The sequence below is a fragment of the Pseudoglutamicibacter cumminsii genome, from assembly GCF_003143995.1.
Classification (GTDB): Bacteria; Actinomycetota; Actinomycetes; order Actinomycetales; family Micrococcaceae; genus Pseudoglutamicibacter; species Pseudoglutamicibacter cumminsii_B.
This window is the reverse complement of sequence record NZ_QFWG01000005.1, coordinates 1-24830: the sequence shown is the minus strand read 5'-3', so window position 1 is coordinate 24830 and position 24830 is coordinate 1. Positions and strand designations below refer to the sequence as shown.

The following is a 24830-nucleotide window of genomic DNA, read 5'->3' as shown; positions in this document are numbered from 1 at the left end:
ACCCCGGTTCACAGCGTGCCGGCAATACCGGCCTACGATGTTGTCGCGCCTGGCGACGCAGTGAACGTGCGGCGAGGCATGAGCGCAGCGTCAAGCACGATGCACGCAGCACCCAGCGGCGCAATCCACGGCCCGAGCTCGGTCGGCACGATCTCTACCGGGGACCACACGACACCTTCAGCACGCGAACGCACCTGCTCGGCGAGGGTCTCGCCGTAATCTTCCCGAACGTGCTCCCACAACGGACCGGACACGACAACCTTGTCCTGGTCGAGCATTCCCACGATCTCGCCCACGCATCCGCTGACCATAGACAACAAGCGCTCGCGGACACGCTTGACAGCTTGGGAATCGAATTTCGTTGGATTCAAGCAAGCAAGGAGCACTTCAGCTTCTGCGTAGGCCGGGATACCCGTCATGTCTGGCATCTCAACGCCTTCATCCGCGAAGAGGCGCTTCAAAGCTGGAGGTTCAAGGTTTATGTACAGGCAGTTATTCCTACCGCACATCGGGCACGTTTCTTCTTGCTCGTACGGAACTTCAAGGTGCGTGAAGTCTCCTGCGTTGCCGCGATGCCCCACGATCACCTCGTGGTTCGATACGAGGCCCGCGCCCAGGCCAGCGCCAGCGTAGACCGTCATGAAGTGCGAAACGGTGCGACCGATACCCACCCAGCGTTCCGCCATCGTCGCAGCGACCATGTCGCGTGTGAGGTAGACAGGGCATCCGAGGGCTTCCTCAAGCGGTTCCACTACCGCGAAACCGGGTCCGTCCCAGATGTATGGGTGATGCATCACGCCGGTTTCGGTGTTGATGTGCCCGGAGGATGCGATACCCACCCCGAGCACTCTGTCCATTCCGATGTTGGCTTCACTCAGCATCGCGACAACCAGGCGCTGAACCTCGGCGACCTGAACTTCCACTGAGCTCCAGCTTTCCTCGAAAGGTTGACGCCTCTGTGAGAGGACGTCGCCGTTGAGGTCGATCAGCACGAGTTCAAGCGTTGAAAAATCAGCGTGAATACCGATGGCGATGCACCGGTCCGCGACGAGCTGTAGCGTGGTGCGGGGCTTTCCTGGACCGCGGATCACGCGGCCTGATTCTCGGATCCATCCGTCGTTGATGAGCCTACGCACAACGTTCGAGATGGTTTGCGCGGAGAGCCCGGTGGTTTCAGCGAGTTCAACGCGCGACACACCTTCATCCTTGGCGCGGACAGCGGCTAGAACCATAGCCTGGTTAAAGTCCGTAATGACGCTTTCATCGTTCAGCGGACTCATCGCAACCGTTCTCCTTCACGTCTGAGTGGCCATGACACCAATAAACACGAATATGCCCGGCGAGCCGATCACCGTTTCGGCTGTCCGGGTGCTTGACCCAGCCGGCCGAATCCTTTTGGTCCGCAAGCGAGGCACTTCCAAGTGGATGCAGCCTGGCGGCAAACCGGAGCCGGGCGAGCAACCGCTTGAGGCGGCTGTTCGCGAGCTCCACGAGGAGATCGGCTTGGCTCTCCCCCAGTCTAGGTTTACGGCGCGTGGAAAGTGGGATGGCTGGGCCGCAAATGAAGCAAATACCCGGTTAGTCGCGTATTTATTCGATGTTGATTACGATGCGGCGCACGATGGGCCTGTCCGTGCGGATGCGGAGCTCGCCGAGATTGCGTGGCGGGAGCCTACGGAAGCCATCGAGGACCCGCATGTCGCTCCGTTGTTGCGTGAGCATGTTTTGCCGCGGGTCATCGCTCGCGGCGGCGAGTGATCTGGGCCAGGCATCGGCTTCTGGCCTGCCCTCCGCTACCACCGAGGTTAAACAGCGATGGGGCGGAACCTGTTGAGGTTCCGCCCCTTCACTGTTTGCTACAGGAGCTGCTATACGAGCCTGTTGCTCGTTAGCTACATAAGCTTGGCGTCTTAGCCGACGCGGTAGTAGCCGGTCAGCGGGCCGTATGGCGAGTTCGCTGGGCGAATCACGGTGCCGACCTTAGGGTTCTGAGCGCCGATGATCTTGCCGCCACCGATGTAGATGCCGACGTGGTTGTTGCCGTTCTGGAACACGAGGTCGCCTGGCTGTGGGTTGGAGACGCGCTTGAGCTGACCCGAAGCGAGCATCGCGTGGGTCGAGCGGCCCTTGAGGTTGATGCCGTTCTGTGCGTATACGTAGCGCACAAAGCCGGAGCAGTCCCAACCAGATGGGGTCGTGCCGCCCCAGACGTATGGAGCGCCCTTGTAGGAAAGTGCGGTACCAGCGAGGCCGGAAGCGGACTTCGGTGCTGGGGTGTCCTTTTCAGCCTTCTTCTTAGGTGCTGGCGAGGAGGTCGCTGGAGCCGTTGCAGCCGCGGTGCTGCCGTCTGCGCTGACCTGTGCGGCGAAGTCAGCCTCGGTGAGGCCGCTATCGGTGCTTTCCGTCTGAGCGCTGTTTGCGGACGATGCAGCTGGCTCGTCTGCTTCCTCTACTTCTTCAACAACCGGAGCTGGGGTCGCCTTGACCTTCACAGATGCGATTGGAGCTGCCTTAGCCTCAGCCTTGATATCGGCTGGCTTGACGGAAGCAGTGCGCTCAACGTTGAGCGTCTTAGTCTCTTCAGGAGTTGTTGCCTGATCCTGCTTGGTGGCGTTAGCGCCGGAAACACCAAGGGTTACGACGAGACCGCTCGCCGCTGCGACAACCGCTGCCTGACGACCCATTGCGCCAGCGTTGGATGCAACTGCGCGGCTAAGGATCTCGAATGAGCTAGCGGATGCGGCCGCGCGGTGGCGTCCCTTTTCAATACGCTTGGTCACTTCTAATTACCTCTCCCTGTGCCTGCGGGGTGAGCTGTCGGGTTCGAGAGGGAGTCTCTCGGCGGTTTCCCGCTTTACCCCTAGGAGCGCCTTAGCTCCGAAAGTTTGGTTCCCCCGCCACTGCCTTTGCGTGTTCGGTTTATTTAAGCCCGGGGCAGTGTTCGGCTCCGAGCCATTGTCGGATCGATGTCTCTTTCCGACTTTGATAACAATACTGCAACGTTATCGAATTGTCACATTTTGATCACGGAACGGTGACCGGTGTGTCGGACAACACCCTTTACTGCCGCCCAACCCAGTCAGCCGGGTCAACAAATTCACCGTCAATAATGACTTCGTAGTGGACGTGACATCCCGTGGAATTGCCCGTGGTGCCGGACAATGCGATCAGGTCACCAGTATCAACTTCGTCACCGACGTTCACCTTAAGCGCCGTGTTGTGGCTGTAGGCCGTCTCCAAGCCGAAGCCGTGATCGATCGTCACGCGCAGGCCAGAGTGACCCGCGGATTCAGCCTGAACAACAGTTCCCGGTGCGGTTGCATACACAGGCTGACCGCACGTCGTTGCATAGTCCTGCCCCACGTGTCCCACCATCTTGTTGCCGCCCCATGGGTCAGGGCGGTTACCGAATGGGGACGTGATCCGGACTGGGTTGACCGGATGAGCAAGCAGACCCAACTTCTGCTCCGGTGTCAGGTTCAGCGGTCCACCTGCCGATTCAAGGATTTCAGCCAGCGTTTCCGGGGCAACAGCCTGCGCCTGTACGTGGGCAACGGTCTGCGGAACAGCCGGCGCAACGACGTCGTTAACCGCTGGAAGCGACTGAGCCGCACGCTCAACGCTCACCACATCGTCCTCAGATTTAGGGCTCTGACCAGGTGCAAGCAACAGGGCAACCAAGCCAGCCGAAGCCGCAGCTACAGCGGCGCGCTGAGGAATGTTGCCGATCGCGGTAGCGTAGCCACCCAGCTTCCGGGCGGCGTGCGCATTCTTGGAACGGCGAGCGCTACGCGTTTCAAAGTCGATAACATTCGATGCGGTACGAGCTGGCGCTTCTTCCAGTGGGGCGGCAACTGCTGTTGCACGGACGGGCGCAGGAGCGCCAGCTTCAACCGCATCAGCCTGGGGTGCGAGCGCAAGCAACGCTTCGAGATCTGCCGCGACACCGTAACGAGATGTGCCCGCGAAACGGCGCGGCGAATCCGCGCTTGCTACGGGCGACATAACGGTGGGCGTAGCGACGCGGTTCGCTCGGCGACCACGTGGCTTCATCGACTGCTGCTGATGCATGCGCAGCCTTCCCCTTCCCCTGAGATGGCTCTGCTTAGCTAGCGAGTTAGCTAGTGAATTAGCTCGCGAGGAGCCTGCACGGCTTTCCTCCGCCCTTAATCGTAACGATTTTCAGCCAAAGTCACAATTTGATAACAACCGGGACGGCATATCGTTACCTTTACAGCGCTATCGAGACGCCGCACAGCGCCATGTCGACGCCACAAGACGTCCAGCTTGACGGGTCGGGCACGCGTTACTGAGCTACAAAAATGTGGGCCGAAACCTCGGGCGGGAGTTCGAGCGCGCCTTCTACGCCGTCGACGCGCACCACGATGTAGTCCTCTTTCGCTTCCGCGGTGATGCTGGCCTGTGGCTTGATGCCGCCGTCGCGCAGCTGGCCAAGCAGGATCGGATCAACCTGGAGGGTCTCGGCGAGCGCCAAAACCGTACCTTTATACGAGCCACCTTCAGTGACGACCTTCTCGAGGTTCACGCCTGAGATGTGAGGCTCACCTTGATCCGATGCTTCTGGAATGCGAATTCCGTACGGGGACACGGACGGGTCATCGAGGATTTCGGCGATGCGCTCCTCGACGCGGTCGCTCATGACGTGTTCCCAGCGGCACGCTTCTTCGTGCACGAATTCCCAGTCGAGGCCGATCACATCGGCAAGCAGGCGTTCCGCGAGGCGGTGTTTACGCATCACGGAGATCGCGCGCTCGCGACCAAGTGGCGTGAAGGTCAGGTGACGATGTTCATCCAAGAGCAGGAGGCCGTCACGTTCCATGCGGGCAACAGTCTGAGAGACGGTCGGACCGGAATGGCCGAGGCGTTCAGCGATGCGCGCACGCATAGGTGGGATACCTTCTTCTTGAAGTTCCAAAACCGTACGCAGATACATCTCTGTTGTATCGATGAGTTCAGACATGCCGTACAACTGCTCCTTAAGCGTCAGCCTGCAGGCAATGACGCGCGGCTCCAACCCGCGGCCAGGCCCTGCGAGGCTCTCACTCATTAAACCCTAGCCTGGCTCGAGATCCCAAGGGGCCGCATATCCCCTACCTTGTTGTTAAATGATTTCAATACGCCCCGTGGCATGGAGGAAGAATGGAATATTCAACCGGGCTGAAGATTTTTATCGCCGCCTGTTTCGCCTTCGGTTCCATTTTCACTGGAGCGAACGGTTTGACGTTAGTCGCCATTGCGGCTGCCGCCGGCGCCGTATTTACCGGCATCTTTGCGGTATCAGAGGTTGCACGTCACTCCCCCGCACGAGGTTTTACCGTCGGCATCGCCGCATCCGTGTTTTCCCTAGTGTCCGTTGGGTTCGTACTGACAGCTGCAGCCCCTATCCCCCATTGGGCCACTGCAGTTCTAGCTGTCGTCGCCTCTGGGCTATGGGGTTTATTAGCTGTTGTACACGCAGCAACCAGGCCGGGCACCGCATCGTCCGCCGGGTCTTCTATCTGAGTCATAAAGCTGACCAGAACCCCGGGATTCAGGTCCGGATGCGAGAGACTGAAGGCACACGGTTTCGGCTGCCCATCGAAACCGACGTTCTCGATCTAGGAGTATGAGTGAGCGAGTTTCCCCGCATCCCTGCAGACATGATTCCTGTTGATGGCCGTTTCGGCGCTGGCCCGTCCAAGGTGCGTGACGCTCAGGTCCAGGCCATTGTTGATAACAAGGACTTGCTCGGGACCTCGCACCGGCAGGCTCCTGTGAAGAACCTTGTGAAGTCGGTGCAGGAGGGCGTGGCTGAGCTCTTCTCTATCCCTGAGAGCTACCAGGTTGTTTTGGGTCTCGGTGGCGCTACCGCGTTTTGGGATGCCGCCGTGTTCGGTTTGGTTGAGCGCAAGGCCCAGCATCTGGTGTTTGGTGAGTTTGGCGGCAAGTTCGCTTCCGCAACCCAGGCGGCACCGTTCCTTGAGGACTCCGAGGTCATCGAATCGGAGCCTGGCACGGTCCCGGAGGCCAAGGCCTCGGACGCCGATGTGTACGCGTGGCCTCATAACGAAACCTCAACTGGCGCCGCGGCAGCTGTCAAGCGTCCGGCAGGCATTTCCGAGGATGCGCTCGTGCTCATCGACGGCACGTCCGCGGCCGGCGGCCTGCCCGTCGACATCAAGGAAACTGACGTCTACTACTTCTCGCTGCAGAAGAACTTCGGCTCCGACGGCGGCCTGTGGGTTGCGATCATGTCACCTCGCGCTCTGGCCCGCGTCGAGCGGATCGCCGAGTCTGGCCGTTGGGTTCCAGCATTCCTCAACCTCAAGACCGCCGTGGATAACTCGGCGAAGAACCAGACCTACAACACGCCTTCGCTCCCAACGCTGCTGTCGTTCGATGCGCAGCTGAAGTGGATGAACGAAAATGGCGGCCTGGACTGGGCTACGGCCCGCACCGCCGAATCAAGCCAGGTCATCTACGACTGGGCTGACGCCCACAGCCTCGCGAACGCGTTCGTTGAGCGGGCACAGGACCGTTCCCAGGTCATCTGCACGATCGACTTCGACGATTCGGTCGACGCCGCCTGGCTGGCCAAGGCGCTGCGCGACAACGGCATCGTTGATACGGAACCCTACCGCAAGCTCGGACGCAACCAGCTGCGTATCGCAACGTTCGTCAACGTTGACCCAGAGGACGTCCGTAAGCTCACCCGAGCGATCGACTTCATCTTGGAGAACCGCTAACGGGAGCCGCTGACCCGGCGTCAGCGATCATTCTTAGAACGTTAACGGTGTTGGGGCGAGGGTGGTCCTCGCCCCAACACCGTTAACGCCCAGGCCTGATACTTAGACCCAGCACCTAGTTCTTCTTACTGTTCCGCTGACCGCGACGGCCGCGACGGCGGCGCTGGCGGCGACGACGCTGCAGCGGTTCCCGACGGGCCGCGCGGTTGCCGCGCCCACCATCGGCGGCATCATCAGCAGCAACCTCGTCGGCGTCTGTGTCTACCTCAGCATCCGCTGTTTCACCGCTAGCATCACTTGCGTCTTCAATATCCTCGCCGGCGCCCTCATCCGCATCGTAGGCTTGCTGCGTTTCCCGCTCAGCTTCTTCCGCAGCCTTCTTAGCGGCCTGCTCCTCTTTATAGGCGCGCATGCGTTCTTCCCACGGAACCCACTCCGGAGCCAAAAGCGCACCATCGCCGGGAACCAAGCCAGACTCGCTCACGGTAGCGGTTTTCCCACGCGGCGGGCGCGCCAACGTCACATACCAGCGCCAGCCGGCATACCCATCTTGCGTGCATTCGAAATAGTGGGTCACCACGCGGGAATCTTCCGCGACAACCTCGATGTGTTCACCCACAACGTTTTCGGGCTCGTTTTCAAGTAGCGCGTCGCGGGCCTGCGCTTTAGCCTCTGCCAGCACCGAATCGAGTTTCGGTTTACGGGCCACGTTTCCTCCTTAGCGCCACACGGGACTCTCGGGTGGCCGCGTGTTCACAGCGTTCTTGACTTTTAAGCCTACGACATCGTTTAGCGCTAGCATTGCACTGATGACGCAGCATAATTCAGGCCACAATTTCAGCGCCGACCGCCCCGCCGAGGGCCCCGGCGAGGTTTCCACCGACACTGACGTTTCCACTGAGGAAGTTTTTACCGAGGAAGCGCAGGCTCCTTTGTCTTCCCCTGAGCAGGCCGCCGATGTGAAGACCGCGAGCCGCCCCGTGTGGACCGCGATCTTGTTCATCACCGCACTTGCGGGCGTGGTGAGTTTGTTCGCTCTGCTCGGCATTTTGGTCGACTATTTCTTGCATCTTGGCTTTGGCCGCTACTTCACGGCGGTTGGCCTGTGGGGGTTGCCGACCGCGTTCGCTGGGGTCATTGTTTTGCTCGTGTGGGGTGGCGTTGAACGCTCGCGAGCTAATCGTCGCGCTGCCCGCACAGATTCAGCAGAATAACGATGCGGTTGCCTGGCTGACACTGCGCCCCTGGCTTCCAGCTAGCGTCAGGCAAGCGCCCCGTAACCATCCAGCGAACGTCCAGCTTTCATCGACATAATGTGGTTATGAAACCGAATTCTTCTGAAGCTAAACTGCTCGTCGTTGATGATGAGCCGAACATTCGTGAGCTGCTGGCGACGTCGCTGCGTTTCGCTGGTTTCGACGTGGTTGCGGCCGGAACCGGCCAGGAGGCACTGGCCGCGGTTGAGCGCGAAGAACCAGACCTGGCCGTCATGGACGTCATGCTCCCTGACCTTGACGGGTTCGAGGTCACGCGCCGTTTGCGTGAAACGGGCCGCCACTTCCCTGTCGTCTTCTTGACCGCACGCGATGACACGAGCGATAAGGTCACGGGCCTGACCGTCGGCGGCGACGATTACGTGACCAAGCCTTTCTCACTGGACGAGGTTGTTGCCCGCATCCGCGCCGTGTTGCGCCGCACCCAGCCTGAGATGGAAAACGAGATCCTCCGCGTGGCCGACCTCGAGCTTGATGACGATGCGCACGAGGTACGTCGCCGCGGTGAGGCCATCGACCTCTCCCCTACTGAGTTCAAGCTTTTGCGCTACCTCATGATGAACCCGAACCGCGTGCTGTCGAAGGCGCAGATCCTGGATCACGTATGGGAGTACGACTTCAACGGTGACGCGTCCATCGTCGAATCCTATATTTCTTACCTCCGCCGCAAGGTGGATGCCCCGCACGATTGGGAGCCGCTGATTCACACCAAGCGCGGCGTCGGCTATCTGCTGCGCACCCCTGATAAGCGATAGGTTCCTTTTCTTTGTTCGACTGGTTTCGCCGTACCCTCCGCCGCATTTCTTTGCGGTCTAAGCTCGTCGCGATGATGGCTGGCCTGATGATGGCCGGCATCGCTGCGACGGCGTGGGGTACCGCTCAGACGACCCAGGCCGCGCTGATGGAGCGTGTGGACCGCGACTTGGCGTCCAGTTTGGGTGAGCTTCAGACGGGCCTTGAGGTTGCGTTGCGTGTCGGCTCGGACCGGGTCACCGGGACGTCGCCTAATGCGTTGACGTTTTTCGGCCAGTTGTCTGACGCGGACGGCGAGGTTGTGCTGACGAAGGGCGTCGGCACTGTGGACCAGCCGGCCCTGCCTCCGATCACGCCTGAGCTTGTCAATGAGCACGGCCGGCGTCCGTTCACGGTTGCGGGCACGGATCCTGCATCCCGGGGCTGGCGTGTTAAGGCTGTCATGCGTACAGACGGCCCGGGGACCATGGTGATTGCGTGGCCTTTGCGGGACACGGTGCGCACGGTTGAGCAGGCAACCGCGTCGATTTTGGTTGCAGGTACGCTCGCGACGATGGTGATGTCGTTGGTGGGTTATGTCATCACGACTCGGGCGTTTAAGCCGTTGTCTGACGTTGAGCGGACTGCCGCGAAGATCGCTGGCGGCGATTTGTCGTCGCGTGTTCCGAAGTATCCGATGGAGACTGAGTCGGTAGTCTTTCGGAATCCTTGAACGTCATGTTGTCTCGTATTGAGTCTGCATTTAAGGCGCAGCAGGTGTCCGAAGAGAAGATGCGGCGTTTCATTCAGGACGCCTCGCACGAGTTGCGCACTCCGTTGGTAACGATCCGTGGCTATTCGGAGCTGTATCGTCACGGTGGTATCCCTGATGGTGAGCCGTTGAGTCAGGCCATGGGCCGGATTGAGTCTGAGGCTAAGCGAATGACTCAGCTGGTTGAGGACTTGTTGACCCTGGCTCGCCTTGATGAGGAGCGTCCGTTGGAGTCGCAGGAAGTTGATTTGTTGATTCTTGCGCACGATGCGGTGGCTGATGCCCGCGTTAGCGCACCTGATCGGAAGATCAGTTTGGTGGGCCTGGATGGGGCTCCGCCTGTTTCTGCGCCGACCCGTGGCGATGAGGCGAAGTTGCGTCAGGTTTTGGTGAATCTGATGACGAACGCGATGCGTTACACGCCGGAGGAGTCCCCGATTGAGGTTGCGGTGGGTTCGCGGCCTGTTATTGAGGGGCGTGACACGGTGGTTTTGGCGATCGTGGATCATGGTCCAGGTATTAAGCCGGAGGATGCCAAGCGCATTTTCGAGCGTTTTTATCGCGGCGATGAGTCGCGTGACCGTGAGACTGGCGGGACCGGTTTGGGTTTGGCGATTGTTGCGGCGATTGCCAAGCAGCATGATGGCAGTGTCGTGATCTCGGATACCCCTGGCGGTGGCGCGACGTTGGAGCTTCGGTTGCCGCGAATTGAGTTCTCTGAAATGCAGGACAGCTACGCTGAGGAATCGCATGAAGATGAGATTCCGGATATCGACGAGGTATCTGATGCTGACGCGGTTCCGGACGCCGGCGTGGTCCCGGATTCTGATGGGCCATCCGCTTTGCCGTCGTTCCCTCCTCCGCCACCGGAGAAGTAACGGCGTGCCGCGCGAACTCGCGTGATGCGTTATTCACACAGGCTCGCGCGGGCAGACTTGTCCACATCTTCTGACGATCCAGCCTGTATCGGCTGGCGTTTTCATAGCGTGGTGACCAGGGCCAAGAACGGACCTGAATCAATACCAATCCCAATTTGTGGAGGTTTTCACCATGGCTATGTTTGCAACTGATACCGGGCTTATGCGCCAGAAGTCGGCAGCGGTTCTGTCCACCGCTGAGCGCGTGCGCGCCGAAGTGGATAGCATGCGTGCTTCGCTCTCTGAGCTTCAGGGCACGTGGAGCGGCTCGGCTTCGGCTAATTTCCAAAACATCGTGGCTCAGTGGCGTGCTACTCAGGCCCAGGTCGAGGAGTCGCTGTCTCAGATCTCTGTCGCACTGACTCGTGCGTCTGAACAGTATGACCAGGTTGAGCAGGCGAATATGAGCTTGTTCGCCCAGTAGCCTTACTGATCGCTTTGGGACAACCAGCCGCATTCTGCCGCGTTGGTGCAAGCGGCGCCGTCTAGGCTGGGTTTATGACGATTCTGATTGACCCTCCCGTGTGGCCGGCCCACGGAACCCACTTTTCACATGTGGTGTCAGATACGTCATTGGAGGAGCTTCACGCGTTTGCGCAGCGCGCGGGGCTCCCACCGCGAGCTTTCGACCACGACCATTACGATGCCCCTCTCCGCGTCTATGATTCGCTCGTCGAACTGGGCGCTGTCCCGGTTTCAGCGAGTGAACTCACCAGACGGCTGCGAGACTCGGGTTTGCGCGTTCCAGCGCGTGACCGCATCGAACGCATCGAAGCTCGTCTTCGCACAGCCTTTGAGTCTGTCTTGCCAGGACAGCTCAGCCTGGGACGTGAACTGCTCGAGCGGTGGAAAGAACCTCATCGCCATTATCACGATCTCAGGCACCTGAATCAGGTGCTCACGGGCATCGATACGATCTCCACAGCCGCAGGCTTGGGTGATTCGCGTGACGGACGAACCGCTATGCGCGTCGCCCGGCTGGCGGCGTGGTGGCATGACTCAATCTATGAGGGGACACCCGGCGAAGACGAACACGCGTCGGCCGAATTGGCGGCCCGCCAGCTCACGGGGGTCGTAGATACCGATGTAGTGCAGCGGGTTCATTGCGCCATCCTGGCCACCGCTGACCACGCGGCCGTCGCCGCCGATGCAGCTCAGCGTGTTTCCGATATCGACGCCGGAGTCAGTATGTTGTTGGACGCTGATTTGTCGGTTTTGGCGCGCCCTGAAGCCGGATATCAACGCTATACGCTCGATGTGCGCCACGAATACGCGCACGTTCCAGAGAATGATTTTATTGCGGGACGAACCCGCATCTTGGAGGGCATGCTCGCGACCCCGCAGCTCTACATCACTGACTTCGGGGTCCAGAGCTGGGAAGCGAAAGCTCGAAAGAACATCGCTAGCGAGCTCGCTCGCCTGAAGATGCATCGATAGAAGAGCAACGCTCACAGGAAGACACAGAGCAGGGGAAGGCACTGCGCAGGGGCGGACCGGGAATCACCATTCCAGGTCCGCCCCTAAATTTTTTCACTCATACTATGGCAGACATAGTACGACACATGTAGGATCAAAGCATGAACTGCTAGCAGCGATGAACGGAGGTGACATGATCAGCGGAGACGTCATCCGCGGCGTGATCGACATCCTTGTTCTCGAATGCGTCTGGGATGAACCTTCATATGGATACGCGATATCCAAACACATCGAAAACCGGGCCGAAGGCCGCTACAGCATCAAGGAAACCACCCTCTATTCGGCTATGCGCCGGCTAGAAGAAGCCGGCTCCCTCGAATCTTTCAAAGGAGCATCTGAAACCGGCCGTCCACGCACCTATTACCGAATCACCGACGCGGGACGCAGTTTTTATATAGCGCGTTGCCAAGAGTGGCTTGCCACCGTCGACTTGGTCAGTCTTTTCATCAGGAATGAGGAGCTATCATGAACGCAATCCAGAGCTACATCGAAAACCTATTCAAGCCATTACCCGATTCACGCGAGGTCAGGCGGGCTCGCACCGAACTCCTGCAGATGTGCGAAGACCGCTACACGGAGCTTCGCAATTCAGGAGCGAGCGATAACGAGGCCGTAGGCCAGGTCATCACCCAGTTCGGCAACCTGGACGAACTCGCAGACGACCTGGGTATCCGTACCGAAGTCGACACATACCGCGAGTCCGGGGTACACCTGTCGAAGGCGGAAGCCGAGGCATTCCTTGCCCAGCGTCGCCGTACGGCACGCTTCGTAGCCACAGGCGTGTTCTTGTGCTTGATCGGTTTCGGCATCATCGCAACTCTTTCTATGGCGGAAGATGCCCCGAAGGGCGCATTGTTCACAAACACCGGGCCGCTCTCCCCGCTCACAACCGGCCTAGCTGGGCTATTCCTTTTCGTTGCGGTCGGCGTGTCATTGTTCTTCGTCTCGGGCTCCTCTGGCACCGACGTCGATGTCAACGAGTTCGATTCGGTCGACCTCCAACCTGAGGTTCTGCTCGCCTACAAAAAGGAGAAGAACCTACGGGCAAAACGTAGCAACGTCTTAATGGCGGTCGGGGTCGCGCTCATCATCCTTGCGACTGCGGCGATCGCTATTTGTGGCACCGAAGCCGACTCCTCTGATACACCCGAACGCCTCATCCAAATCGGGCTGATGATTCTCTTCCCTCTCACGGGCATCGGCGTGGCTCTGCTGACCATCGGCGGTATGGAACGCAGCGCTTATAGCCAGCTCACCTCGACCAATGATTACACGCCTGAGCAGCTGGAAGCTCGCCGCAAGATTGACCGTATCGCTGGCCCATACTGGTGCCTGGCAACATTGGTATTCCTCGTATGGGGACTAGCCTTCAACGCCTGGTCGGTTGCTTGGATGGTGTGGCCGATCGCTGGTGTCCTGTTCGGATTGATTGCCAGCTCTATTTCCTCTTCGGCTAACCGTCCGACCCGCAACGGCCGGCGCATTGACTGAGAGCGAAGCTAATCCAGGCCGTGAGCTTGTTAGCACGGCGCCACGCTTATTAGGCCGCGCATATTAAACAGTTGAGGCCCTGCACACTCTTCGCATGCAGGGCCTCAACTGTGTTCCGTGGGCTCTAGCGAACCTCACGGTTGGGTGGGCATTACATCATGCCCATGCCGCCCATCTGGTCAGCGCCTGGCATCTCTGGGGTCTTCTCAGGGATGTCAGCAACAACAGCCTCAGTGGTGAGGAACAGGCCAGCGATGGATGCCGCGTTCTGCAGTGCGGAACGGGTCACCTTGACTGGGTCGTTCACGCCGTCCTCGAGGAGGTTGACGTACTCGCCGGTCGCTGCGTTGAGGCCAAAGCCTGGCTCGAGGCCACGAACCTTGTCAACAACAACGCCTGGCTCCATGCCTGCGTTCAAAGCGATCTGCTTGAGCGGAGCCTCAATAGCAACCTTGACGATGTTCGCGCCGGTCGCTTCGTCGCCTTCCAGGTTGAGGCCAGAGAATGCCCTCTCGCCTGCCTGGATCAACGCAACGCCACCACCTGGGACGATGCCCTCGTCGACGGCTGCCTTCGCGTTACGAACAGCGTCTTCGATGCGGTGCTTGCGTTCCTTGAGCTCAACCTCCGTAGCTGCGCCGGCCTTGAGGACGGCAACGCCACCTGCAAGCTTAGCGAGGCGCTCCTGGAGCTTCTCGCGGTCGTAGTCGGACTCGGTTGCGTCCAGTTCGGCACGCAGCTGAGCGACACGGCCGGCGATCTCCTCGGCGGAGCCTGCGCCCTCAACGATCGTGGTTTCGTCCTTGGTGACAACAACCTTACGGGCGGTGCCCAGCATGTCCAGGGTCGTGTTCTCAAGCGAGAGGCCAACCTCTTCGGAGATGACCTGGCCGCCGGTCAGGATCGCGATGTCGGCGAGCATTGCCTTGCGGCGGTCACCGAAGCCTGGAGCCTTGACCGCAACGGACTTAAAGGTGCCGCGCAACTTGTTGACAACCAGGGTTGCCAGAGGCTCGCCCTCAACGTCCTCAGCGATGATCAGCAGCGGCTTGCCGGACTGCATGACCTTCTCGAGAACTGGAACGATGTCCTTGACCGCGGAGATCTTCGAGTTGACGATCAGGATGTATGGGTCTTCAAGCACGGTCTCCTGGCGCTCGGCGTCAGAGACGAAGTATGCGGAGATGAAGCCCTTGTCGAAGCGCATACCCTCGGTGAGTTCGAGGTCGAGGCCGAAGGTGTTCGACTCTTCGACGGTGATGACGCCTTCCTTGCCCACCTTGTCGAGGGCTTCGGCGATCAGTTCACCAATCTGCTTATCCCCTGCGGAGATCGATGCGGTTGCCGCGATCTCTTCCTTGGTTTCGATCTCCTTAGCGGAGGCGAGCAGCTGCTCGGTCACCGCTTCGACGGCCTTCTCGATACCGCGGCGGATCGCGATCGGGTCAGCGCCAGCCGCGACGTTGCGCAGGCCTTCCTTAACGAGAGCCTGAGCCAGCACGGTAGCGGTCGTCGTGCCGTCGCCTGCTACGTCGTCGGTCTTCTTCGCGACTTCCTTGACGAGCTCGGCACCGATCTTCTCGTATGGGTCTTCGAGCTCGATTTCCTTTGCGATGGAGACGCCGTCGTTGGTGATGGTGGGTGCGCCCCACTTCTTCTCCAGAACAACGTTACGGCCGCGTGGGCCAAGGGTTACCTTGACGGCGTCGGCCAGCTGGTTGAGGCCGGATTCGAGTCCGCGGCGTGCTTCCTCGTCGAATGCAATGGTCTTTGCCATGGATTCAGATGTTCCTTTCCGGAAACGTCTAGTGAAAGCATTTCTGTCCCATCTCAAGGTCGCGCCCGCGACGGCCGGGACTCAGGTCCCTCACGCCCTCGAGTGGTTTCGAAGCATGAACGCCACCATTTCTGGCAGTCATCATGTTCGAGTGCTAATACCATGTTGGCACTCTGACCCCGAGAGTGCAAGATAGATGCGCTCAAGTGCGCCCACAGCGCAATCTAGCGCGGCATAATCAACTCAGCGCAATCTATACAGCTCGGGCCCGGGTCGCGCCATCTGCTCAGCGCAATCTAGCGCGGCGTGTAATCGCTCCCGATCACCACGGTGATGTCTTGCGGGATATTCTGGTGCTGGTATGTCCCCGAAATCTTGAGTTTCCCGGCGATTTTCGCGGCGAGCGCGCCATCGGCCTCATTCTTGTAGTACACGGTGCTTGTGTCTTCGATGCGGCTCCACTGCCCACCTGCTACGGGCTGGAAGCCTTCTTCGGTGAGGTGGGTTACGGCGTCCTGGGTCATCGCCGCGTTGCCGTTGGCGTTGTACACCCAGAGAGGCACGGCTAGTTCTTCTTCGCTCGGTGCGCCGCTTTCAGCGTCATCGCTCGCAGATGCGCTGCTATCCGCCGCATCGCTAGGCCCATCAGATTCGGCCCCGTCGGAAGCCGATGGCCCATCGCTTGGCTCATCGCTCGGCCCGGCCTCGGTGCTGGCGCTTTCAGACGCAGAACCAGACGCTTGAGGCTGCTCGGTCTGTTGTTCGTCTTTCTTGAGGTCGCCGAAAGCTTCTGCCGACCATGGCCGCACCACGGTGTACATCAGGACCCCTACAGCTAGAACGAAAGCTCCGACGATCAGGATGGAACGCAGACGCTTAGCTGGGTGCGGGAATACAGCCCAAGATCTGTGGGCACCTGCCCGCTTGGGCGTCTGGGGCACTGAATCGAATTCGTCGGTGGGGTATCGCTTGCCCATGGTTGTCCTATCCGTTCATTCCCGTCAACGGTGTCCGCGTGGGCCGCGTGCGCGTCGACCGTGTCCCGCCGGCACCTGCCGTCCGTGCGGTTCGCTGTTGTTGTAGTCGTTCCACAACGTAGGGCGCGTAGCGCCGAGCCGCCGGCTGGTCAATAAGCCCGTTAAGGATCTGATAATACTGTGTCGTGGTGAGCCCGAAGCGTTCGTGAATCGCGTCTTCTTTCGCACCGCTATATTTATAGGTTTTCTTTTCGAAGTCGAGGATCTGGCGTTTCAGTTCGGTAAGAGTCTCGTCCTCTGCAGAGTGCGGGGTTTGAGGTGTTTCGGCCACTGCACTCCTTTTCGTGTGTTGCTTGGCGCTGATGCCTTGCGGCCCGGCGTTCTGCGTGTTTCATTCTATCTCTCGAGCGTGCCAGCATGGGGTTTATGAGTTCTGTGCCTAATGACCGTTCTGTCCCGGCTAGCGCGCCTCCGGCTGTGGTTGTCCCGACAAGCGCTGAGGTTTCCGCTGATCCTTCGGGCTGGTTTCCGCGCTGGCGTGAGCGGTGGATGGGGTGGGGCGTCGCCCCGGCGTGGTGCGATGTGTTGGCTGGTTTGGGTCCGCGGTTGGGCCGTGTGGGTGATGAGTTGGCGGCTCGTCTTGCTGCGGGTGAACGGATCCTGCCGGCTCCGCAGCATGTGTTCCGCGCGTTGTCGGTGCCTCCCGAGGATGTTCGGGTCTTGATTATTGGGCAGGACCCCTACCCCACTGAGGGGCATCCGATCGGGTTGGCTTTCGCGTGCGATGCGTCAGTGCGTCCGTTGCCGCGTAGTTTGGTGAACATTTACCGTGAGCTTGCCGACGATGTGGGGCTCGCTCCGGCGGCGCACGGTGATCTTTCGCGGTGGTTGGCTCAGGGCGTGATGCTTTTGAACACGTCACTCACGGTGACCAGGGGTGAGGCGGGGTCTCATTCTCGTATTGGTTGGCATGAGATCACGGGCGCGGTGGTTGCGGAGCTGGGTCGGCGGGGAACAGCTGGGCAGGGCGGAGCTCCGGTTGCTGTTTTATGGGGGCGGCATGCGCAGGGTTTCGCGCCGCTGCTTGAGGGGCATCCGGTGATTGAGAGCGCGCATCCGTCGCCGTTGTCGGCGCGCCGCGGTTTCTTTGGTTCGCGTCCGTTTTCGCGTGCGAATGAGGCGCTGATTTCGATGGGGTATGACCCGATCGATTGGACTGTTTAGCTAGCGTTGAGCAGCAACGTGTTGCGCCATTTAGCGTCGGCGGGTGCGCTGTTTGTATGCGAGGTTGAGACCTGCAGTGAATGGGCGTGCTAGAAGATCACCGAAAGCCGCGCCGACTGCGATCGCCATGATGATCGAGAACGAGACGACCATGCCCGCTAGCGAGGTCGAGATACCTTCGGCTTGCTGAACCATCGCGTACATCGACCGGAAGATCGCCAGTCCGGGCAGCATGATGATGATCGATGGCACGATCAGGATTAGCGAAGGGATGTTAAGCCGTTGGGCGATCAGGCGTGCAAGCAAACCCATGACTGCGGCGGCAACCGCCGGGGTTGCTCGTGGCCCAACGTTGAGGTTGTTAGCGAAGATCCAGTACGTCGAGTAGCCTGCGACGACCACGAGCGCGATCGGCAGCAAGTGCCGCGGCGCAACCTGTTGGATGACAGCCCCGCTGAGGACTGCGAAGACCGCGAGGAGCGTGAGCACCCAGAATGGGAGGCCGTTAGCTGCTGGCGGTCGAGCGAGGTCGATTTCGCTCAGGTTGAAGGAGGCTGCGACGTAGGCGCCGGCCATGACGCCGGTGATAATGGCCGCGTAGATGATCAGCGCCGAGAAGAGCCTTGAGACCGCGGTGAGCGGAAACCCATAGATCGCATCTTGGACCGCGGAGACGAACCGCCCCGCGGGCAGGATCAGCATGAGCCCGCCAGCGACCACCATCTCCGGGTTTCTGATGATCTCGTAGTTATAGAGCACCAGTGCAATGACGGTCGCGAGCAGTGTGCTCGATGCGACGTTGAAGAATTCCGGGACGCGCCATTTGATATTGAGCCGCGTCACAGTGGAGATGACCGCCTGGGTGAAGAACACCGCGGTGGCCGCGCGCAACCCGCCGCCGATGAACACGACGAAGAGTGTTGCGAATGCGAGGCTTCCGATGAACGTCACGGTCGCGGAGTACGGATGCCGGTAGCGACGAATCGCTCGCATGCGGGCTTGCGCGGCTTCGATTTCTACACGCCCTGCCGCAATGTCAGCAACAAGCTGGTGGAGGGCGGCAAGAGACTTGTAGTTATCGGAGAACGAACGTACGACCCGCATCACCGAGACCGGCATGCCTTCTGGTGGGGTCCAGTTGAGGTGGATCGACTGGTTCGTGATGTCCATGTCCACGTGCCGCAGCCCGCTCGAGGCGGTTACCGCGATGACCGCGGTCTCAACTTCTTGCGCGCCGGAGCCCCACCGCAGCATGAGTTCGGCGATATCGAGCGCGAACCGCATTGCGCGTCGTACGTTTTCGGCTTCCTTTTCCGCTTCAGCTTGCGGGTCGGTACGGGCGGCAGCTTGTTCAAAGGGTGAGCCGATGAGCCTGTCAACAATGTTGAACGTGGTTGTCGCTGGTGCTTCACCCTGGATCATGCCACGCAGCCCGCGCACGAGTGGGGCTGTCACCGCGTGCTGTTCTGGCGAGTGTGGCTTGGTTTTGTGCTTCCGGCCACTGGCTTTCTCTGTGGCGCTGGCTTTCCCGCGACGGTGTGGTGACCGGGCTCCGCGGGGGCTTTTCCTCTTGTGTGGTCGGCCGGTTTCTTGCGACGCGATTTCGCCTATCGATGCGGTGCTCGCGGCGCGCTCACCGTCAGTTGCTCGGGTGGAGTCAGCTACAGGTGTTTGGTCTTGCGTGATTTGGGCGGCTTCAAGCGAGCGGAGGATGGACCCCTGGCGTTGCGCAACAGTCCAGACGGAGGTCGCCGAGGTATCGGCCGGGTGAGACGGGTCGACTACTTCTACGTCGGCGGCTTCTGCATCAGTCGGCCCTGCATGAGCCGGTTCTGCATGCGTCGGTTTTGCACGGGATTCTTCGCGGAGAAGGTCGTCGTTGTCGTTAGCGATGCTGCGTATCGATGGCGGAGGGACGGCAGGCAGCGGAATGTTGGGATCGAATGTGGTCGGGTGAGGCACGTCCCGGTCGACGCCGGCTTGGCGGGGCTGGATGTTGGGGAGGTTTTTGTTCTTGCGGCGGAAGCGTGGCTGGCGTGAGTTCTGACGCTCGGTCATTCTGTTGTCGTCTCCCCTCGCCTAGTATTTCGCCTAATGATTTGCCCAGTGTTGCCGCTATTCAGAAACGTGCACATGACTTTCTGCACATGGCTTGCGACACATGTTTTCTGCATGTGAGACTTGCGCCTTATCCCACTTTAGGCCGTGCCACGGACGTGCGCATTTCGAAGGCGCAACATTAAACTGAAAGCCCCGAGTTCGTGAGTGAACTCGGGGCTTGAAAGTGGGCCGACTGGAGTATCCACAGAACCGCGTATTCTCAGGGATCTTCGGGCGACTTTCTTCGCTGTGGCAGTCTTGTGGCAGTTCGGATTCTTCCCCGACCGTCTGAGGCCCCTTGATCCCGCTGTGTATCTCCTCCGCAGGGCGAGCGACTCCACGCCACCTGTGTGAGCTCTTCGGGGCGGGAAAACAGCCGGGGAGATATCGCAATGCGAGCCGATTCCCAATAATCCGGTCTAGTTCCTCCTGGCTATTGATAGGAGTAAACCCCGCCGTATCGGTGGACTGTGGTTCTTTGTTCTCTTGAACATTTTCGGACATGTGCGCCCTCCATTCATGCCGCATCAAAATTGCGTAGATTAGCCCGCCGTTATACCCCCGGCGGTAGTAGGGAAACCTGTTTTCGGGTATAAGAAAACCCACCCGAGCAAACCCGGGTGGGCTATAAGATTCGAAAAGATTAGGTAGCTGGTGTTACATACGGGCGCACTTTTTCAATAGCGCCCTGCAAGGTCTCATCCAGATAGCTACGCTGTGCGTCCTCCATTTGACGAAACAAAGTCGGGTCCACTTTCGCGCCATAAGATTCAATAAAGTCAGCGGTGATCTCTAAAGCCAGCCAGGCCTCTCCTGCCTCGAGCGGTCCTTGAATGAAGTCTGAACAACCCTCAGGTAAACCAACAGATTGAACCAGCGCCTCAGCAAACACAGCGTGTAACTCAAACGTGCTGTATTCATAGTCCGCCTTATAGGGGCCGCCTCCGAACAATTTCATGCCTCCAAGAATCTATGAGGTACTTCCCGCGGTGCTCTGCAATGCCTCTTGGCAGCTTCTTCTTCGTGGTCATCACGCCCCGCCGCGTCCAGGTGTGGCAGTTTCGTGGCAGTCTGTGACAGTTTTGTGGCAGTTTTCTTGTCACTTAGTGTCACCTTATGAGTATATACCGGCGACGTGAAAACCCGGATTTTCCGCGTGATTACATGGAAAAACCCCGAGTTGGTGGGTGAACTCGGGGCTTGAAAGTGGATCCTACTGGACTCGAACCAGCGACCTCTCGCGTGTGAAGCGAACGCTCTAACCAACTGAGCTAAGGATCCTCGGAATTATTTTGTTAGGGGCAATATTCCTTTCACGGAATATTCCTCGAGCCCCCTGCCGGATTCGAACCGGCGACCTACTGTTTACAAGACAGTTGCTCTGGCCAGCTGAGCTAAGGAGGCATACCGTGCCCGCACTGAGGCACGATAACCAATCTTACGACATTCGCTGGCCAAACACACACTCACCCGTAGCGTGTATGCGTTTGGCCAGCGAACCCCAGAAAACGTTACAAGGATGAAGCTTATGGACTACTTATCGTCCTTAACGTCACTGCCCTTTGCTTCGCCGTCCTTACCTGCGGCATCGATCTTGCCCTGCAGCCAGCCGCCGAAATCTGGGTTCTTTTGGCCGTCCCAACGTTCGCCGTTGACGAATACGCTCGGGGTGCCGCTAACGCCATCTTCACGAGCCTGGCGATCAGCGTGCGCAACCCATGGACGGAACGTTCCGTCGGTGACGCAGCTGTCGATGTTGCCATCGACTCCATGCTTCTTGGCAAGGTCAATCAGTTCCTGATTCTTCTGCTCGCCCTGGGACATAGTGACCTTGAACAGTTCATTCAAGACTGCATTGTAGACTTCCGGCTTGGAGTCAGCCACGCATGCGAGCATGTTGTTAGCACGGGACGAGTAGTTACTTGGTGAGCCACGGTCCAGGTACGGGACCATTCGCTGCTCGAGCGTGATCTTGCCTGCCTCGAGTTGCTCGTTCAGCGTTGGGCCCCAGCTTTTTTCAAACTCATAGCAGTGAGGGCATGCAGGGTCCGCGTAGACGATAACCTGGACAGGCGACGCGTTCTTATCGACGCCGCTGATGTTGACCTTTTCGGATGGCAGAGGGTTGTCACCTTCTGGACGTTTGACCTTGCCGGTAAGGTTCGTTGCCTTTGCCTCTGTTGGGCTCGTGAAAACCACGCCGCCAACTTCGTTACCGGTCTTCGGGTATGGACCTTCCGCGTACTGATCCTCGCCCTTGTTCTTGAGGCCGATGATGACCACTACGGCTACCGCAACAACGACCAGCACAATAGCGGCGATGATTGCCTTGATCAGGGTCGCGCGGCGGCGCTGCGCCTTCTGCGTTGCGATGCGCTGCTGCTCCGCGTGTTCGCGGGCTGCCTGCACACGGTCCTTATTCGAGGAGCGCGCTGTATTCTTTGCCATCCTCAGTAACGTCCTTATTGTTTCGATTCGGTGTATCGCCTACTCGGCATTCAACCTCTGTAGTATACGTGGCGCAGTTGGGCGAAACGGTGTACGCAACCTCAAAGTAACCTGCGGACTACGTCATCCGCGTAGCGTTTCCGTGAGGGACCGGCCCGCTAGCAGCCCCGAGAACACAGCCCCTCCGAGGAATGTCCCCTCAAGCGCGCGATAGCCGTGCACGCCGCCGCCCCCGAAGCCGGCAGCCTCACCTGCAGCCCAGAGGCCCGGAAGGACTTCGCCATCAGCACTGATGACGCGGGAAGCTAGGTCAGTCTGCAACCCACCCAGCGACTTGCGCGTCAAGATGTTCAAACGCACCGCAACGAGCGGGCCTGCCGCTGGATCCAGGAGCTTGTGCGGCTTGGTCGTGCGGATCATCCGGTCGCCACGGAAAGCGCGTGAGTTGTGAATCCCTTGGATTTGCGCATCCTTCGAGAACGGGTTTTCGATCTGCAGGTCGCGCGCCTCGATCTGCTCCCGAAGATGATCCACATCGACGAGGTCCTCCCCCACCAGCTCGTTCATCTTCGGCACGAGCTGTTCGAGCGTCTCCGCCGTCAAGAAATCCCGTCCGCGGCGCTGGAAACGACGCACCGGGCCAGGGATACCGGAAGACAAACGAGACGCGATGACTCGGCTCATCTTGCCCGATGTGATGTCAGGGTTCTGCTCGGATCCGGACAGCGCGAATTCCTTAGCGAGGATCCGTTCGTTGACGATGAACCACGAATGGTCATAGTCCTTAATGTCCTCGGTGGTCCGAAGGTATTTGAGGGTCTCCAGCGTGTCATATCCCGGAAGGTTCGGGTGCGGAAGACGCCTGCCTCGCGCATCGAACCACATCGGCGTCGGGCCAGGAAGAATCCGAATCCCGTGATCCGGCCACACGGGGTCATAGTTGATGATCCCCTCCGTGTAGTGCCACATGCGGTCTTTATTGACCCATCGTGCGCCTGCGGCTTCCGCCGCGATCAAGCCCGAGCCGTCGACGTATTCCGGAACCCCGCAGATCATGTTCTCCGGCGCAGTCCCGAGCCGTTCAGGCCAGTTCGCGCGTACCAGCTCGGCGTTGGCGCCGATACCGCCCGTCGCCATGACGACGGCCGGTGCCTTGAGCGTGAAAGTTCCGGTGGCAACGCGGCTGGATGCACGTCCGCGGTCGCGTGCCGAGTTCTCAAGCACATCGCCTTCAACCCCGACGACGCGGCCACCTTCCGTAATGAGCCCCGTGACGCGGTGGCGGAAGTTGAAGCGCAGTTTGCCCTCTTTTTCAGCTTGCAGCGCGAAGTTGATGAACGGCGTCACGATGCCGGTGCCGGTCCCCCATGGGACGTGGAAGCGTGGAACGGAGTTGCCGTGGCCGTCCGCGGCTGAGCCTCCGCGTTCCGCCCATCCGACGACCGGGGTGAATTTGATGCCATGTTCAGCCAGATATGAGGCCTTCTCCCCGGCCGCGAACTCGACGTATTCGTAGGCCCATCGGCGCGCCCAGCGGTCTTGTCCTAAACCATCTTCGTCATCGAAGCGGTCGAAGCCCGCCGTGCCAGTCCAGTCGGAGTGTGCAAGTTCTACAGAGTCTTTAACGCCTAGACGGCGCTGTTGCGGGGTGTCGATGAGAAACATACCGCCGAAGGACCAGAACGCTTGTCCGCCCAGGTTCTGTCGGTTTTCTTGATCAACGACGACAACGGACAAGCCGCCGCGAATCGCTTCCCTGGCGGCAACGAGACCCGCTAAGCCAGCACCAACAACAATGACGTCTGCGTCCATGACAACAGCCCTCACACATACACTCGAAAATACGAAAATAACTTGCGAGTAACAGTATCTAAGAAACGAGCAAGCGACTAGAGAGCACGCTTAAATAGTCGTGGCCTGGAGATGACACTCCAGGCCACAACTGCGCGTCGGGGTGACAGGATTTGAACCTGCGACTTCGTCGTCCCGAACGACGCGCGCTACCAAGCTGCGCCACACCCCGATGACGAGACCTTCACACCTTACAGCAGCTACGCCGACAGACATAATCAAATGTCTTACCTGTTTCCCATGAATGTCGAATAGCCGTGCAGTACATCGCGCCATATATTCGCGCCTACACGTGAACCGTTAAGTGGTGCTTGCGCACGGATATCGATGCGAGTTGACTGCGCACCAAGCTGAGTAAATTTGAAGGTCGCCACGTGACGGGGAAAGTTCTCGTTCTCGATGAGGAGGCCGAGCTCAAGTGGAGGTTCGCTTCCGTGGTTATGGCCCCACACTGCTGTGAGACCTTCTGCGCTGACTTCGAACAGACTGTTCTCGTCCCAAATCAGTTGAGCTTCTGGGTCGGAACTGAGCCGGTGTTCGCGCGGCCACCAGAGGTCTGTATAGTCGATGAGTCCTTCGCATGCGCTCAGGATGTCGACGGGAAGGACGGCTTCCACACGGACCTGTGTTCCCTGATTCTTATGGGTTTGAGGGACAGCATCGTGTGCTGCGTGGCTGAACAGTGGCATGTCAGACATGACTTCAGTTTATAGAACTGTGCATGTGGCTGAGTAGAGTGCTTTGGTTGCTCACGGGGTTCGCTCATTGCGGCGCTGCGAGCTTGTTGTGTGTTTGTGGTTTAGATGAGTGTTGGTCCTGATGCTTCGACCGAACCCCGTGTGTGGGGTTGGGAGCTTCAGGACCAACATCCTCTATTTGTGGTTATGTTCGGCGGTGTCCTACTCTCCCACAACCTCCCGGTTGCAGTACCATCGGCGCTGTGGGGCTTAGCTTCCGGGTTCGGGATGGGACCGGGCGTTTCCCCCACGCTATAGCCGCCGTAACTCTCTCACCCCTGACCCAGTGGCTACTGGGTGGGGAAACC

The 24830-nt window shown here is 59.5% G+C and carries 25 protein-coding genes, 3 tRNA genes, 1 rRNA gene and 1 riboswitch; of the genes, 12 read left to right on the top strand and 17 right to left on the bottom strand.

The window, feature by feature from the left end; all coding sequences use genetic code 11:
* Positions 1–32 precede the first annotated feature (32 nt).
* Positions 33–1280: an ROK family transcriptional regulator gene (locus CAY35_RS04995; RefSeq protein ID WP_109303591.1), complete on the bottom strand. Its 1248-nt coding sequence runs from the start codon at positions 1278–1280 to the stop codon at positions 33–35.
* A gap of 52 nt (positions 1281–1332) precedes the next feature.
* Here CAY35_RS04995 and CAY35_RS04990 point away from each other — a divergent pair, with 52 nt between their 5' ends.
* Positions 1333–1758, top strand: a complete 426-nt coding sequence (locus tag CAY35_RS04990; RefSeq protein ID WP_109303590.1) for an NUDIX hydrolase — start codon at positions 1333–1335, stop codon at positions 1756–1758.
* Between the two features lie 152 nt (positions 1759–1910).
* On the opposite strand, the gene CAY35_RS04985 is transcribed toward CAY35_RS04990, so the two are convergent.
* The 3 genes from CAY35_RS04985 to CAY35_RS04975 all read right to left on the bottom strand — a co-directional run bounded on the left by CAY35_RS04985 (position 1911) and on the right by CAY35_RS04975 (position 4981).
* Positions 1911–2780: a C40 family peptidase gene (locus CAY35_RS04985; protein WP_258265638.1), complete on the bottom strand. Its 870-nt coding sequence runs from the start codon at positions 2778–2780 to the stop codon at positions 1911–1913.
* Positions 2781–2785: 5 nt separating this feature from the next.
* Positions 2786–2930: riboswitch (cyclic di-AMP (ydaO/yuaA leader) on the bottom strand.
* Between the two features lie 130 nt (positions 2931–3060).
* Positions 3061–4071: a M23 family metallopeptidase gene (locus CAY35_RS04980; RefSeq protein ID WP_109303589.1), complete on the bottom strand. Its 1011-nt coding sequence runs from the start codon at positions 4069–4071 to the stop codon at positions 3061–3063.
* A 235-nt stretch (positions 4072–4306) separates the two neighbouring features.
* Positions 4307–4981 carry a metal-dependent transcriptional regulator gene (locus CAY35_RS04975; RefSeq protein ID WP_109303588.1) on the bottom strand — a complete coding sequence of 225 codons (675 nt, stop codon included), beginning with the start codon at positions 4979–4981 and terminating at the stop codon, positions 4307–4309.
* Between the two features lie 179 nt (positions 4982–5160).
* Between CAY35_RS04975 and CAY35_RS09480 the strand changes: the two genes are divergently transcribed.
* Both CAY35_RS09480 and serC read left to right on the top strand, forming a co-directional pair.
* Positions 5161–5523, top strand: a complete 363-nt coding sequence (locus CAY35_RS09480; RefSeq protein ID WP_146191921.1) for a hypothetical protein — start codon at positions 5161–5163, stop codon at positions 5521–5523.
* 137 nt (positions 5524–5660) lie between these two features.
* Positions 5661–6746: a phosphoserine transaminase gene (gene serC / locus CAY35_RS04970; RefSeq protein ID WP_219930453.1), complete on the top strand. Its 1086-nt coding sequence runs from the start codon at positions 5661–5663 to the stop codon at positions 6744–6746.
* A 115-nt stretch (positions 6747–6861) separates the two neighbouring features.
* Here serC and CAY35_RS04965 read toward each other — a convergent pair whose 3' ends face one another.
* The gene (locus tag CAY35_RS04965; RefSeq protein ID WP_109303586.1) at positions 6862–7455 is read right to left on the bottom strand and encodes a DUF3027 domain-containing protein; all 594 of its coding nucleotides are present in this window, start codon (positions 7453–7455) and stop codon (positions 6862–6864) included.
* Positions 7456–7555: 100 nt separating this feature from the next.
* Here CAY35_RS04965 and CAY35_RS04960 point away from each other — a divergent pair, with 100 nt between their 5' ends.
* From CAY35_RS04960 to CAY35_RS04930, 8 genes are all read left to right on the top strand, one after another.
* A complete protein-coding gene (locus tag CAY35_RS04960; RefSeq protein ID WP_109303585.1) occupies positions 7556–7960 on the top strand; it encodes a hypothetical protein in 405 nt (134 codons plus the stop codon).
* A 107-nt stretch (positions 7961–8067) separates the two neighbouring features.
* Positions 8068–8775 (top strand): response regulator transcription factor, encoded by a 708-nt coding sequence (locus CAY35_RS04955; RefSeq protein WP_101630994.1) that lies wholly within the window; start codon positions 8068–8070, stop codon positions 8773–8775.
* An 11-nt stretch (positions 8776–8786) separates the two neighbouring features.
* A complete protein-coding gene (locus tag CAY35_RS09845) occupies positions 8787–9485 on the top strand; it encodes a hypothetical protein (protein ID WP_258265637.1) in 699 nt (232 codons plus the stop codon).
* Between the two features lie 5 nt (positions 9486–9490).
* Positions 9491–10402 carry a sensor histidine kinase gene (locus CAY35_RS09840; RefSeq protein WP_258265636.1) on the top strand — a complete coding sequence of 304 codons (912 nt, stop codon included), beginning with the start codon at positions 9491–9493 and terminating at the stop codon, positions 10400–10402.
* A 172-nt stretch (positions 10403–10574) separates the two neighbouring features.
* Positions 10575–10865, top strand: a complete 291-nt coding sequence (locus CAY35_RS04945; RefSeq protein ID WP_101630993.1) for a WXG100 family type VII secretion target — start codon at positions 10575–10577, stop codon at positions 10863–10865.
* A gap of 74 nt (positions 10866–10939) precedes the next feature.
* Positions 10940–11878, top strand: coding sequence for a DUF4031 domain-containing protein (locus tag CAY35_RS04940; protein ID WP_109303584.1), 939 nt, complete (start codon positions 10940–10942; stop codon positions 11876–11878).
* 172 nt (positions 11879–12050) lie between these two features.
* Positions 12051–12386, top strand: coding sequence for a PadR family transcriptional regulator (locus tag CAY35_RS04935; RefSeq protein ID WP_109303679.1), 336 nt, complete (start codon positions 12051–12053; stop codon positions 12384–12386).
* Positions 12383–13408 carry a permease prefix domain 1-containing protein gene (locus CAY35_RS04930; RefSeq protein ID WP_109303583.1) on the top strand — a complete coding sequence of 342 codons (1026 nt, stop codon included), beginning with the start codon at positions 12383–12385 and terminating at the stop codon, positions 13406–13408. The genes CAY35_RS04935 and CAY35_RS04930 overlap by 4 nt, the downstream gene beginning before the upstream one ends.
* 151 nt (positions 13409–13559) lie before the next feature.
* On the opposite strand, the gene groL is transcribed toward CAY35_RS04930, so the two are convergent.
* The 3 genes from groL to CAY35_RS04915 form a co-directional block, all read right to left on the bottom strand.
* Entirely contained in the window at positions 13560–15185 is a 1626-nt protein-coding gene (gene groL, locus CAY35_RS04925; RefSeq protein WP_109303582.1) for a chaperonin GroEL, read from the bottom strand.
* Between the two features lie 296 nt (positions 15186–15481).
* The gene (locus CAY35_RS04920; protein ID WP_109303581.1) at positions 15482–16162 is read right to left on the bottom strand and encodes a LytR C-terminal domain-containing protein; all 681 of its coding nucleotides are present in this window, start codon (positions 16160–16162) and stop codon (positions 15482–15484) included.
* 7 nt (positions 16163–16169) lie between these two features.
* Positions 16170–16493: a DUF3263 domain-containing protein gene (locus tag CAY35_RS04915; RefSeq protein ID WP_181377495.1), complete on the bottom strand. Its 324-nt coding sequence runs from the start codon at positions 16491–16493 to the stop codon at positions 16170–16172.
* A gap of 95 nt (positions 16494–16588) precedes the next feature.
* On the opposite strand from CAY35_RS04915, the gene CAY35_RS04910 reads away from it, so the two are divergent.
* Positions 16589–17386, top strand: coding sequence for a uracil-DNA glycosylase (locus tag CAY35_RS04910; RefSeq protein WP_109303579.1), 798 nt, complete (start codon positions 16589–16591; stop codon positions 17384–17386).
* 30 nt (positions 17387–17416) lie between these two features.
* On the opposite strand, the gene CAY35_RS04905 is transcribed toward CAY35_RS04910, so the two are convergent.
* The 9 genes from CAY35_RS04905 to rrf all read right to left on the bottom strand — a co-directional run bounded on the left by CAY35_RS04905 (position 17417) and on the right by rrf (position 24788).
* Positions 17417–19444: a threonine/serine ThrE exporter family protein gene (locus CAY35_RS04905; protein WP_109303578.1), complete on the bottom strand. Its 2028-nt coding sequence runs from the start codon at positions 19442–19444 to the stop codon at positions 17417–17419.
* 685 nt (positions 19445–20129) lie between these two features.
* Positions 20130–20444 (bottom strand): hypothetical protein, encoded by a 315-nt coding sequence (locus tag CAY35_RS04900; RefSeq protein WP_109303577.1) that lies wholly within the window; start codon positions 20442–20444, stop codon positions 20130–20132.
* Between the two features lie 249 nt (positions 20445–20693).
* Positions 20694–20767: transfer RNA gene (locus CAY35_RS04895), tRNA-Val, on the bottom strand.
* Positions 20768–20816: 49 nt separating this feature from the next.
* Positions 20817–20890 (bottom strand) — tRNA-Thr (locus CAY35_RS04890).
* A 129-nt stretch (positions 20891–21019) separates the two neighbouring features.
* Complete coding sequence (locus CAY35_RS04885; protein ID WP_109303576.1) at positions 21020–21934, bottom strand: DsbA family protein; 915 nt, start codon at positions 21932–21934, stop codon at positions 21020–21022.
* Between the two features lie 123 nt (positions 21935–22057).
* Entirely contained in the window at positions 22058–23746 is a 1689-nt protein-coding gene (locus CAY35_RS04880) for an FAD-binding dehydrogenase (protein ID WP_109303575.1), read from the bottom strand.
* 137 nt (positions 23747–23883) lie between these two features.
* A tRNA-Pro gene (locus CAY35_RS04875) sits at positions 23884–23957 on the bottom strand.
* Positions 23958–24012: 55 nt separating this feature from the next.
* On the bottom strand, positions 24013–24483 hold the full coding sequence (locus CAY35_RS09475) for a hypothetical protein (RefSeq protein WP_146191920.1): 471 nt from the start codon (positions 24481–24483) through the stop codon (positions 24013–24015).
* A 188-nt stretch (positions 24484–24671) separates the two neighbouring features.
* A 5S ribosomal RNA gene (gene rrf / locus CAY35_RS04865) occupies positions 24672–24788 on the bottom strand.
* Positions 24789–24830 lie beyond the last annotated feature (42 nt).